The organism is Chitinophaga chungangae (assembly GCF_017742215.1).
GTDB lineage: Bacteria > Bacteroidota > Bacteroidia > Chitinophagales > Chitinophagaceae > Chitinophaga > Chitinophaga chungangae.
Genome location: NZ_JAGHKP010000002.1, coordinates 490,917 through 503,458 on the forward strand (window position 1 = coordinate 490,917; position 12,542 = coordinate 503,458).

The 12,542-nt window shown below is 52.4% G+C and carries 11 protein-coding genes; 6 read left to right on the forward strand and 5 right to left on the reverse strand.

What is annotated here, in order from left to right:
* Positions 1 to 8: 8 nt before the first annotated feature.
* Positions 9 to 245: an acyl carrier protein gene (locus J7I43_RS10080; RefSeq protein ID WP_012788038.1), complete on the reverse strand. Its 237-nt coding sequence runs from the start codon at positions 243 to 245 to the stop codon at positions 9 to 11.
* A gap of 528 nt (positions 246 to 773) precedes the next feature.
* On the opposite strand from J7I43_RS10080, the gene J7I43_RS10085 reads away from it, so the two are divergent.
* Genes J7I43_RS10085 through J7I43_RS10095 form a run of 3 tightly spaced genes read left to right on the forward strand, consistent with a single transcriptional unit; the run spans position 774 to position 6,439 of the window.
* A complete protein-coding gene (locus J7I43_RS10085) occupies positions 774 to 1,880 on the forward strand; it encodes an efflux RND transporter periplasmic adaptor subunit (RefSeq protein WP_209145546.1) in 1,107 nt (368 codons plus the stop codon).
* Between the two features lie 52 nt (positions 1,881 to 1,932).
* Entirely contained in the window at positions 1,933 to 5,070 is a 3,138-nt protein-coding gene (locus tag J7I43_RS10090) for an efflux RND transporter permease subunit (RefSeq protein ID WP_209145547.1), read from the forward strand.
* 43 nt (positions 5,071 to 5,113) lie between these two features.
* Complete coding sequence (locus tag J7I43_RS10095; RefSeq protein WP_209145548.1) at positions 5,114 to 6,439, forward strand: TolC family protein; 1,326 nt, start codon at positions 5,114 to 5,116, stop codon at positions 6,437 to 6,439.
* Between the two features lie 49 nt (positions 6,440 to 6,488).
* Here J7I43_RS10095 and J7I43_RS10100 read toward each other — a convergent pair whose 3' ends face one another.
* Positions 6,489 to 7,238, reverse strand: coding sequence for a carboxypeptidase-like regulatory domain-containing protein (locus J7I43_RS10100; RefSeq protein ID WP_209145549.1), 750 nt, complete (start codon positions 7,236 to 7,238; stop codon positions 6,489 to 6,491).
* Positions 7,239 to 7,357: 119 nt separating this feature from the next.
* Between J7I43_RS10100 and prs the strand changes: the two genes are divergently transcribed.
* Complete coding sequence (prs, locus tag J7I43_RS10105; protein WP_209145550.1) at positions 7,358 to 8,293, forward strand: ribose-phosphate diphosphokinase; 936 nt, start codon at positions 7,358 to 7,360, stop codon at positions 8,291 to 8,293.
* 21 nt (positions 8,294 to 8,314) lie between these two features.
* Positions 8,315 to 8,746, forward strand: coding sequence for a GNAT family N-acetyltransferase (locus tag J7I43_RS10110; RefSeq protein WP_209145551.1), 432 nt, complete (start codon positions 8,315 to 8,317; stop codon positions 8,744 to 8,746).
* On the opposite strand, the gene J7I43_RS10115 is transcribed toward J7I43_RS10110, so the two are convergent.
* The 3 genes from J7I43_RS10115 to J7I43_RS10125 all read right to left on the reverse strand — a co-directional run bounded on the left by J7I43_RS10115 (position 8,722) and on the right by J7I43_RS10125 (position 11,236).
* Positions 8,722 to 9,222: a YcxB family protein gene (locus J7I43_RS10115; RefSeq protein ID WP_209145552.1), complete on the reverse strand. Its 501-nt coding sequence runs from the start codon at positions 9,220 to 9,222 to the stop codon at positions 8,722 to 8,724. The genes J7I43_RS10110 and J7I43_RS10115 overlap by 25 nt on opposite strands.
* 17 nt (positions 9,223 to 9,239) lie before the next feature.
* Positions 9,240 to 9,725 carry a hypothetical protein gene (locus tag J7I43_RS10120; protein WP_209145553.1) on the reverse strand — a complete coding sequence of 162 codons (486 nt, stop codon included), beginning with the start codon at positions 9,723 to 9,725 and terminating at the stop codon, positions 9,240 to 9,242.
* 167 nt (positions 9,726 to 9,892) lie between these two features.
* On the reverse strand, positions 9,893 to 11,236 hold the full coding sequence (locus J7I43_RS10125) for an alkaline phosphatase D family protein (RefSeq protein ID WP_209145554.1): 1,344 nt from the start codon (positions 11,234 to 11,236) through the stop codon (positions 9,893 to 9,895).
* A gap of 72 nt (positions 11,237 to 11,308) precedes the next feature.
* Here J7I43_RS10125 and J7I43_RS10130 point away from each other — a divergent pair, with 72 nt between their 5' ends.
* Complete coding sequence (locus tag J7I43_RS10130) at positions 11,309 to 12,046, forward strand: adenine nucleotide alpha hydrolase (protein WP_209145555.1); 738 nt, start codon at positions 11,309 to 11,311, stop codon at positions 12,044 to 12,046.
* Positions 12,047 to 12,542 lie beyond the last annotated feature (496 nt).

The following is a 12,542-nucleotide window of genomic DNA, read 5'->3' on the forward strand; positions in this document are numbered from 1 at the left end:
TTGTTGGATTATTTTACGTGTTCTTCCAGGTAAGCTACTGCCTGGCCAACAGTGGTGATTGTTTCTGCTTGTTCGTCAGGAATGGAGATGTTGAATTCTTTTTCGAATTCCATGATCAGTTCTACCGTATCCAAAGAGTCAGCGCCTAAGTCGTTGGTGAAGCTGGCTTCAGGAGTTACCTCGGCCTCGTCAACGCCTAATTTGTCAATAATGATCTTTTTAACTCTTGATGCAATGTCTGACATAATTTTAAGTGTTTTTGGTTTAAAACTTGACTGCAAAAATATAATTTTTATTCAATTGCCAAGGATATCGCGCAATTTTAACCCAGAATTTCCATTTTACGAACACCGCCAACTACCTTGAAATCCCTGCATTTACAAGCCCTTCGCAGGTTCCGGCCGATTCCATATGTACGAAATTGCTCATGTCTTTTTACGTTTTAGCACACTTTTATCCCTTCTTTCAGCTCCTTTCTTCCCCCCGCACACCATTATATATAATACATTCCTCCCCCATCCCCCCTCACCCGCTCCCCGCATGCCATTTATGTGTTATGACATATAAGTTGACCATTCAACCTTTTATACCGCCACTTAACCATATTTAAAACCGGATCGCCGAAGGCTTAACGTCCAACTATTATATTTGTCCGGTTATGAAATCCCGTAACTTGCAGCAGGGGCTCACCAGAACATATTTTAACCCGGACAGGCAAGGTATCTGAACGTCGTAAACCAGCAACAGTAAAACATATTATACTCATTTGAAACATGCGAAATAAGACCACTAGAATCGTTCTGTTATTCCTCGTACTGGCAGTGGCCGGCTTCTTTATTTATAAGCTGACGGCAAAAAGCAACAATCCTAAAGAACCGGAAACAGCTTCCCGCGGAGGTAATGCCGGCAGCGCGGCAGCCGCCAGGGGCGGAGCAGGCAGGCCCATCATGGTCGATGCCTATGTGATCGCTCCCGTGAAACTCGACGAAAACATCGAAGCCAGCGGTACCCTCCAGAGCAACGAAGAAGTGGAGCTTAAACCGGAGATCACCGGCCGCATCACCAAAATTTTCTTCAAAGAAGGCGCGAAAGTGAGCAAAGGCACCCTGCTGATCAAATTATACGACGGCGACATCCTCGCGCAGATCCATAAGCTGGAACTGCAGCGGCAGCTGGCTAAAACCACCCTTTCCCGCCAGCAACAGCTGTTGAAGATCAACGGTATCAGCCAGCAGGACGTAGACGTGACCGCCAACCAGGTGAGCGCTTACGGGGCCGACATCGAATTCAACCGCGCCCAGCTGCAGAAAACCGAGATCCGTGCGCCCTTCAGCGGCACGCTCGGCCTGCGCAACGTGAGCGAAGGCGCTATTGTAAGCCCTACCACGATCATGACCACCCTCCAGCAGCTGGACCCCTTAAAAATTGATTTTGCATCCCCGGAGAAATACCGCAACGCCATCCGTAAAGGCGACCCCGTTACCTTTACTGTAGCCGGCGATACGGTTAAATACCGTGGCAACATTTATGCAATAGATCCCAAGATAGACCTGGCCACCCGCAGCGTGAAGATCCGCGCCATCGTGCCGAACCCTTCAGGCAGGCTGTTCCCGGGCTCTTTCGCCAAAACGACCATCCAGCTGAAAGATAACCCGAACGCCATTATGATACCTTCCCAGGCGGTGATCCCCGGCACCCGCTTCAAAACCGTGATCGTGGCAGACAGCGGGAAAGCAAAGATCGTAAACGTAGAGACCGGCATCAGGGACGAAAACAGGGTGCAGATCACAAACGGCCTGCAGGTAGGCGACACCGTGATCACCACCGGTATATTGCAGCTTAAACCGGGTATGCCGTTCAAATATAACAAGGTGCAGTAGAATGCGCTGACATGGTGCAACGATCAATTGATGAACGCTAACAGACATTATCATGAGTTTACCTTCCATATCCCTCAAACGGCCCGTATTAGCCATTGTGATGAACATCATCATAGTGATCTTCGGCCTCGTGGGCTTTACTTTCCTGGGCGTGCGCGACTTTCCCGCCATCGACCCGCCCGTTGTGAACGTGCGCACCTCTTACCCGGGCGCCAACTCCGATATTATCGAGACACAGATCACCGAGGTGCTCGAAAAGGCCATCAACGGCGTGGCCGGTATCAAAAACATTTCTTCCCTCAGCAGCCAGGGCAGCAGCAACATTACCGTGGAATTTGAACTGGGCGAAGACCTCGAAGCCGCCACCAACGACGTGCGCGACAAAGTGAGCCAGGCCCAGCGCAATCTTCCCAAAGACCTTGAAGCGCCGCCCGTTGTATCTAAAGCAGACGCCAACTCAGACGCCATCATCTCCATGACCGTGCAGAGCAACACGCACAACCAGCTGGAGATCACCGAATATGCGACGAACGTATTGTTGGAAAGACTGCAGACCATTCCCGGCGTTTCCGCCATCCAGATCTGGGGCGAGAAAAAATTCGCCATGCGCATATGGCTCGATCCTTCGCGCCTTTCCGCTTACAGTCTTACCCCCGGCGACGTGCAGGACGCACTGAACCGCGAGAACGTAGAGCTGCCTTCCGGCAAGATCGCCGGCAACGCCACCGAGCTTACCGTGCGCACGTTCGGCAGGCTCGATACGGAAGAAGAGTTCAACGACCTGATCATTAAAAACGTGAACGGCGCCGAGATCCATCTGCGCGACATAGGCCAGGCCGTGCTGGGCCCCGAGAACGAAGAAACGCAGCTGAAAGAATCCAATATCCCGCAGATCGCGCTGGCATTGATCCCGCAGCCGGGCTCCAACTACGTGGCCATTTCGGAAGAGTTCTACAAAAGGTACGAACAACTGAAAAAAGAAGTGCCGGCCGATTATACGCTCAACATCGCGATGGACAACACCCGGTTCATCACAAAAAGTATCCACGAAGTGCAGGAAACGCTCATTATCGCGCTTACGCTCGTGATCCTGATCGTATACCTGTTCTTCCGCGACTGGCTCATGGCGCTCCGCCCGATCGTAGACATTCCCGTGTCGCTCATCGGCGCGTTCTTCATCATGTACGCCTGCGGTTTCACCATCAACATCCTCACCCTGCTGGCGATCGTACTGGCAACAGGGCTGGTGGTGGACGACGGTATCGTGGTGACGGAAAATATCTATAAAAAGATCGAAGCGGGCGTGCCCAAAATGCGCGCCGCAAAAGAAGGTTCGGAAGAAATTTTCTTCGCGGTGATCGCCACGTCCATTACGCTCGCATTCGTGTTCCTGCCCATCATCTTCCTGCAGGGCTTCGTGGGAAGCCTTTTCCGGGAATTCGGCATCGTGGTGGCGGGCGCCGTACTGATCTCCGCTTTCGTATCGCTTACGCTTACGCCCGTGCTCAACGTGAAGCTCGCGCGTAAAACGCATAAACATTCCTGGTTCTACGAAAAAACGGAACCGTTCTTCAGGGGAATGGAAAACGGTTACAAACGTTCGCTCGAAGCATTCATGCGCGTGCGCTGGATGGCGTTCGTAGTGATCGCGGGCTGCCTGGTCATGATCTATTTCCTCTTCAGCAACCTGCAGTCGGAACTGGCGCCGGTGGAAGACCGCAGCACTTTCCGCCTTTCCGTTACCGCGCCCGAAGGCACGGCCTACGATGCGATGGACAGCTATGTGACCAACCTGGTGGACTTCATGATCGATTCCATCCCCGAAAAAGAAGTGATCCTTTCCGTAACCGCTCCCGGCTTCTCCGGCGGCGGCTCCGTGAACACCGCCTTCGCTTTCGTTACGCTGCCCGAACCGCAGGAAAGAACGCGTTCGCAGAACGACATCGTGAACATGGTGAACCGCAACATGTACAAATTCCCCCAGGGCAAGGTGTTCGCCATCGAGCAGCAAACCATCCAGGTGGGGCGCCGCGGCGGTTTGCCGGTGGCTTTTGTATTGCAGAACGTCAACTTCGATAAACTGGCCGCCGTTGTTCCCAGGTTCCTCGACGAAGCGAACGCCAACCCGACATTCCAGGCGGTGGACATTGATCTGAAATTCAACAAACCCGAGCTCCGCGTGTCTATCAACCGCGCAAAAGCAAGCGAGCTGGGCGTTTCCGTAGCCGATATTTCTTCCACCCTTCAGCTGGCCCTCAGCAACCGCAACTTCGGGTACTTCATCCGCAACGGTAAACAATACCAGGTAATGGGCCAGGTGTTCCGCGCAGACCGCGACGACCCGGTGGACCTTCAAAGCATTTACGTGCGCAACACCCGCGGCGAAGCCATCCAGCTGGATAACCTGGTGACCATCGAAGAAGAGACCAGCCCGCCGGTGATCTATCACTTCAACCGTATGAAGTCCGCCACCATTTCCGCTTCGCTGGCCGCCGGCAAAACCATCGGCGACGGCATCAACGCCATGAACGGCATCTATACCAAACTGCAGAAAGAGGGCGTGATCGACGAATCATTCGCCACCGCGCTCAGCGGCTCCAGCCGCGACTATGCGGAGAGCGGCTCCAACACGATGTTTGCGCTGGGTCTGGCGCTGGTGCTGATCTATCTCGTACTGGCCGCGCAGTTTGAAAGCTGGGTAGATCCCTTCATCATCATGCTTACCGTGCCCATGGCGTTTGCCGGCGCATTCCTGTCGCTGAAACTGTTCGGGCAAACCTGGAACATCTTCTCGCAGATCGGTGTGATCATGTTGATAGGCCTTGTGACGAAGAACGGTATTTTGATCGTGGAGTTCGCCAACCACATGCGCGACGCGGGCAAAAAGAAAAATGTCGCCGCCGTAGACGGTTCCGTGATGCGCCTCCGCCCGATCCTGATGACGAGCCTCGCCATGGCCCTGGGCGCGCTGCCCATCGCGATGAGCCTGGGCGCGGCTTCCACCAGCCGCATCCCGCTGGGCATCGTGATCGTGGGCGGCATCATGTTCTCCCTCGTGCTTACGCTCTACGTGATCCCCGCGATCTACACGTTCCTGAGCCGCAGGGGCAAACACAAACCGGAAGAAGGAGAAGAAGGGACCAATCACCAGGAATCACCCGAAGCAGCAGCCGCTGCATCGCACGCATAAGAATCCATCGCTCCCGGAAACGGGAAACGGTAAATCGAAAAAAATGAAATTGAACAGAAAATTATTAACGGGGATATTCTTTCTTCAGCTGGCTGTAAGCGCCAAAGCGCAGCAGGTGCTTACGCTGGAGCAGGCGATAGACCTGGGCTTAAAGAATAACTTCGATATACGCCTCGCCCGCAACGATGCGGAAGTGGCCGCCAACGATAACGCATACGCCAACTTCGCTTTCGCGCCGCGCCTGAACGGCACCGCGTCTAACGTATGGAACAACACCGCCACCAAACAGGAATTCGGCAACGGCACCAAACGCGATACCAGCGGTATCAAGAACAGGCAGCTGCAGGCTTCCGTAAACCTCAACTGGACACTGTTCGACGGTCTTAAAATGTTCGCCACGCGCCAGCGCATCCAGGCTATCGAGATCCTTGGCGAATTGAGCGTAAAAAACCAGGTGGAAAATTCCATCGCCAACATCATCAACGGCTATTACAACATCGCCCAGCAAAAACAACAACTGCGCGCACTGGCCGAACAGATGAGCATTTCCGACGAACGCGTGAAACTCTCCGACGCCAAGTTCCAGACGGGCCTCGCGCCTAAAACGGACTGGCTGCAGGCCAAAGTGGACTACAACGCCCAACGCGCCAACTGGCTGCGCCAGCAAACCACCATCGAACAAAGCAAAGCGCTGCTCAATCAACTGATGGGCATTGCAGACGGCAATCTCAATTACGATGTGAACGACAGCATCCCGGTGGACCTTGCGCTTTCTTACGGCGAGATCCTGGAGAACCTCAACAACACGAACCCGCAGCTGAAAGTTGCCCGCCAGAACCTCGAAATATCGAAACTGGTTTTAAAAGAAAGAAAAGGCGATTTTTATCCTGTCATTTCTTTCAACTCCGCCTATAACTTCAACCAGTCCAACGCCAGCGCGGCCATCAACCAGTTCAGCCCGGTATTTAACCAAAACAGGGGCTTCAACTACGGCTTCTCCGCTACCGTTCCGATCTTCAACGGCCTCAACGCGCACCGCGCGCTGAAAGCCGCGAAGCTGGACATCCAGTACCAGCAGCTGTCTGTCGAGAATACGCAGTCGCAGGTGAACCTTGCGCTCACCAACGCTTTCAAGGACTATGAATATTACAAGATGTCGCTGACGCTGGAGCAGGAAAGCGTGGACCTTGCGCGCGAAAATACCATGGTGGCGCTGGAGCGTTTCAGGCAGGGCGTGTCTACCACGCTGGAAGTGAAAGAAGCCCAGCAAAGCCTTGAACTGGCCGCCTACAGGCTCATCCAGGCGAGGTACAACACCAAGGTGGCCGAAACGGAACTGCACCGTTTAAAAGGAACCTTGCTGAAATAAAAAGAGATTTCGATATAACGAAAAAGCGGCTTTAAAAGGCCGCTTTTTTTTATTGGGAAGGAGTAGTGTCTTTTGGTAAAATGCCTTGCTGTTTCTGGTATTTTTCAAACGCCTGTTTGATGAACAGCATCAGGTCGTAATCCGATGCGCTGAGCAGGAAATTATACGAAGGCCGGTAATGCAGCATAAAACTGTCCAGCTCCGGGCTTTCCAGTTTGGTCATTCGCTGCACCAGTTCCGGGTTGTAGCGGTAATCGATATGTTTTTCCTCTTCCCAGTATTTCAGCTGTTCGCCGAATGCTTCCTTGCGTTTGCGGGCTTTACTGGGGATGAGATAACTCAGCGCGGTAATGGGATTAGAGGGCAGCGTTTTCAGCACGTCCAATGCGCCGGGGCGTTTGTAGCCGAAATATTTTTCGTATTCGTCGCGGATCGCCATCGAATCGTTTTTATAGATGCGGCCGCGGATATTGACACCCTGCAGCCCAAAGATCTGCCGTTTCATTTCAACGTTCCTTGTGCCGGAAATGCCGGGAGCGGTGATCTGCGTGCGTACGTAACTGAGCATGGAAAATTCGATCGTATCGCCGGGCAATGCCTCGATGTAATAACGGCCGCTTTCGCTGCTCACAGTGCCCATGCCGGAACGTTTGTTCCAGATGCTGACAGAAGGAAGGCCCGTGCGTGTGTCCGCATCGGTCACCATGCCCGTCAGGCGTATCTGGGCGGAAGACTTCTGCCACCCCAAAACGACCAACAGTACCAGTGCAACAGCGTATCTAATCAGAACTTGCTTCATACGAATTCTATCAAAATTAGCGTTCCCGGATCAAATGAAACGTTAAAAATATTTATCACTTAAGCTACCCAATGCGCTTATTTGCCTAAATTCGGTTTATATCTACCAAATACTGCGCCATGGCCCGCAAAATACTTTTTTCCACCCAACGTTACCAGTACCTGAAAGAACGGATACGCAACATTGCGCCGGCAGACTGGGAAGACGGGCAAATGACCATCCGCGATTTCCCGGACGGGGAACATTACCATCGTATAACCAGCAACGTTAGTGGAAAAGAAGCGGTGCTTATCGGCGGGACAATAGACGACAAGGAAACACTTGAGCTCTTCGACATTGCCAATGGCTGTATCCAGAACGGGGCGCTGTGCATCAGCCTCGTGATCCCCTATTTCGGCTACTCCACCATGGAAAGGGCTGTAAAATACGGCGAAATTGTGAAAGCCAAGAACCGCGCGATCCTTTTCTCCGCCCTGCCCACCACCTCCATGGGGGCCAAAGTGGTGCTGATCGACCTGCATGTGGATGGCATCTCTTATTATTTCGAAAGCAACATCCGCCCGGTACACCTGTACGGCAAAACCATCGTGCGCAACGCCGCACTGGAAATCGCGCAGGGCAGGGAGTTCGTAATGGCGAGCACGGACGCGGGCCGGGCCAAATGGGTGGAGTCGCTTGCCAACGACCTCCATGTTTCCGCGGCATTCGTTTTCAAAAAACGCCTATCCGGCGAAGAAACGGACATTACCGGCATCAGCGCCAATGTGCAGGACAAACTGGTCATTATTTACGACGATATGATCCGCACGGGCGGCTCGCTGCTGCAGGCCGCCGGGGCTTACAGGGATGCGGGCGCCGCCAGCATCGCGGTGATCACCACGCACGGCATTTTCGCCGGCGACGGTTTCGAAAAGATCCGGAACAGCGGGCTGGTAGAAAAACTGGTGTGTACAGACACGCATCCCAATGCGCTGCAGATCGCCGATCCTTTCCTGGAAGTGAAATCCGTTGCCCCGCTGATCCTCGGTTATTTCCAGGATACCGCCGGGGCCTGACACTTTCCTTAACTTTGCCGCATGTTAACGATACGCACGATAGAATATGGCAGTTGCGATTACCACGATATGGTTGCGCTGCGCGACAAGATCCTGCGCCGCCCGCTGGGGCTCACTTTTTCGCAGGAATATCTTCAGCAGGAGATCAACGACGTGCTGATCGGCGGATTTGAAGGCGCCACCCTCGCCGGATGCTGCATTCTCAGCCCGGTGAACGAACAAACCGTACAGCTGCGGCAAATGGCGGTAGACGATTCCCTGCAAAAAACCGGCGCGGGCAGCCGCATTCTTGTTTTCGCGGAGGAACAGGCGCGCGGCAACGGGTTCTCCGAATTAATGATGCACGCCCGCAAGGAAGCAGTGCCGTTTTACCTGAAAAATGGATATGAAATTCGCGGGGAAGAATTTACGGAAGTGAATATCCCGCATTATGAAATGTTCAAACGGCTGTAATCCTGGAAAGTGGATTGCATCAGTGCGCTGAAACCATTGCGCGCTTCTTCGTTCTCGAAAGCGCTGGTGGGAATAAGAAAAAACGTGCGTTTGTCGCGGTAAATAAAAAAGAAATTCCTCGTTTCGATGATCTCCGAGAATATTTTCCAGGGCATGCTGCGCTCTCCCTGCCCGGTGGAAATGGCCATGCCTTCTTCGTTATAACGCAAACGGATATTGTCTTTAAAAGTAGCGGCCTTATTGTAAGTGGAAACGGGCAGCAAATACCAGAAAGCCCAGCCAACAACTACCATCATGGCGCAGATGCCGAGCAGGGCGTTAAAATTCACCACCTTGAACAGGAAACCCGTAATGGTGGCGATCAGTAAGATGATGAGAGTAATGCGAAATACCTTGATTTCGCCCCGGCGGAGAAAGTGAAATCGTAATGCATTAATAACCTCTTCCTTATTATAAGTGAACTGTAGCAAATGCATTCAACGAACTTACGAAATTATTTTGAAGCAGTCAAAGACATTGGCGTATCCAGGTCGTCGCAGGTGGATACAGGCGCATTGTTTTTACGCACGGAAGATGTAACGGCGCGTTTATCGCTCAGATCGTCCTCATTGAGGCCGGGGAAGTTCTTTTTGATGAATTTCAGGTACTGCTGCAGCACTTTCGGGTCTACCTTGAACGGCGCCACCAGGTCCTGCCCGTCGTCTCCTTTGATGGAATTATTATTATTCACACGGGTTTCGTTCTGCAAATACCATTTATAGAGATCTACGATCGCTTTCTGCATTTCAGCTTCTTCCACCTTTTCCACTTTGGACGATTGCGGCAGGCCCCAAATAAATTCCTCTACCCTCGTAGTGGCTTTGGCCTTGGCGCCCTTGTCCGGCTTGTCACCGTTGTTGTTTGTTTTATCGCCATTATGGGCGAACGCTGCAGCGGTTGTAACTGTACCCAGTACCAACATGAACAACAGCTTTTTCATACGGGTAAGATTTAATGACCTAAAAATACAAAATAACTGAGATATTTTACGGCGAATTGACGAATCGGTACTTCTACGGTACAAACTGCACTTATCCGGGTACAAATTGCTAAAGCCTACACTTAATAGACGACTATTCTTCCCAAAAGTTGCGCGTTTTTCGAAAATTATTTCATCAGGTCCTGCTGGCTCACCTCAAAGCCGCCCAACACCTTCTTCCCTTTGTCCATAAATTCCAGCTTCAGCCTGCGGCCGCCTTTCGGGCCTGAAACGCTTATCCGTGCGAAGTTCTGGGTCACCACCAGGGTGCCGGGAACGCGGTAGGGATTGTCTTTTTCGTTGCCCCAAAGTACCCCTCCCACCCCCGAAGTGAGCGGCGAACTGGTAATGTCGTACAACGGATAATTTCCTTTCCGCGGCAGCTTAACCACCTCGGAATGGTGCCGGTCGCCGGTGAGGAACAGGATGCCGGGGATGGAATGCCGCTCCAGGAAATCCATAAACGACTGGTATTCAACAGGAAAATGATGAAAACTATCATAAATGGAGATCGGGTTCAGCGCCTGGCTGCCCGTCACGATGATCTTGAAGCTGGCATTGCTGGTGAGCAGGGCGTTTTTCAGCCACTCCATCTGCTCGTCCCCGTACATCTTTTTATCAGGGTTGGGTTGGCCATTGATACTGTCCGGCAGTTCGCCGGCGCTGGACCAATACCTCCCGTCGAGCATAAAAAAGTCCACGTCGCTGTAGCTGTAACGGGTATAAATGCCCCTGCCGCCCTCACCAAACGTGGGATTGGCCCAGTAATCCGAGAACACGCGACGGCTTTCGTCGCGGAAAATGTAGGATTTATTGGCGTTGTTGGGACCGAAGTCATGATCGTCCCAGACCGCGTAATGCGGCATGGCCTGCAGGAAACGCTGCAGCACGGGCAGCGAGCGGTCGCGGTGGGCCCGGTATTCCAGGCCGGGAACGGAAGAATAGTCCGCTTCGCGGGTATACCAGTTGTCGCCCAACCACATCATAAAATCGGCCGGCACATCTGCCATCGTCTCGAAGATGGAAGAATCGTTGCCATAAGGTTTGCCCGGCCGGTCGTACGCCGGCTCGTTAAAATAGGCGCAAGAACCGGTGAGAAAAGTGAAATCCGGCGCCGGCCGGCGGAAATGCCAGAAGGTTTTGGTGGTAAAGGCCGATCTTTTCACCACTTTCCCGTCCAGCAGCACTTCATATTCGTACCGCGTGCCCGGTTCCAGGTTCACGAGCTGTATTTTGATGGGATTATATCTTTTGCCGAGCTTCCCGGTGTACCGCTCCGTTCTGGCGGACGCGGGTTTCCCTTTTTCATAGTACCGGATAGCGGCCTGCTTAACGGCAGGAGCGGCTTCCAACCAAACGATCGCGTCGCGCAGCTCCACCGAGCCGGTCATAGGACCGGCTACAAGGGCTTTTTGCTGGGCGGCGGCGGGAAATATCCAGAGAAGCAGGCATAAAAAAGGGACCATTCGCATGGGATAGTGTTTTCTCAAATATATCATATCCCTTCCCGGTGTAAAGGGGGAATTTGAATAATTTTACGTTAAATGGATGCATATCTCAACTGGAGCGGCGGGAAAGACGCCGCATTCGCCCTCTGGCAGCTGCGGCAAACGGGCGGTTACCAAATACGCTCGCTGTTCACCACTTTCAGCGGGGCTTTCCGCCGGGTATCTATGCACGGGGTGCGGGAAGAATTGCTGGACGAGCAGGCCCGGCTGGCGGGACTGCCCGTAAAAAAGGCGTTCCTGCCCGAGCACGCTTCGATGGAAGACTACAACCGCATTATGAAGGAAGCGCTGGAAGAATTCCAGGCTTCGGGTGTCCGGCACGCGGTGTTTGGGGATATTTTCCTGGAAGACCTGCGGGCTTACCGGGAAATCCAGCTGGAGCAGGCCGGCATGAAAGGGGTATTCCCGCTCTGGAAACGCGACAGCGCCGCCCTGGCGCGGGAATTTATCGCGGCCGGGTTTAAAGCGGTGATCGTTTGTGTGAACGCAAAATACCTGCCTGCGTCTTTCGCCGGTCGGCTGATAGACGAATCGTTCCTGGCCGATCTCCCGCCGGGGGTAGATCCCTGCGGCGAAAACGGTGAGTATCACAGTTTTGTGTTCGACGGCCCGTTGTTTTCCGAGGCAGTTCCGTTCACCATCGGTGAAACGGTGGAGCGAACGTATACCCCGGCGGGCGACCAGGGCGACAATTGTTATAAAGATGACAAAAAGGAAAAGGAGACGGTTAACTGGGACACGCGGTTTTATTTCTGCGATCTTCTGCCCGCTTAACATATCCATAAAAAGAACAAAAGCAATGGATTAATCCATTGCTTTCGAGAGTCATTTACTGTGCAAGAAGATTCTCGCGGTGTAGGAATATTTGGTTTTTCATAGGACAGTAACCATATAAAAAATTAATACTTTAACAAATATAAAATAAATTAAATAACTACAAACGCTTTCATTTGAATATTCAAATTCCGCAAAAATTGCCTTGAAAAATGAAGAATTTAAAATTGAAAGCCCCTTTTTTGAACAAAATTGAATAAATTTTGAAGCGCCACGTAGAATGGAGTTTTCCGCAGCGGCCCGATTTGTTAATGAAAACCGGTTTTTTTGTTAATCCCCGGAGGATCTGGCTGCAAAATTTAACAGATGAGAGATTTGGCGGGAAGATTTTGCGCGGGTCTTCTACCCATTTGTAGGATTTTTTCTACCTGCGTTGTAAAAATTAATGCGCTGCAGATCCTCTTTCCTGCTTTTTTGATTGCACTTTTTATACGCG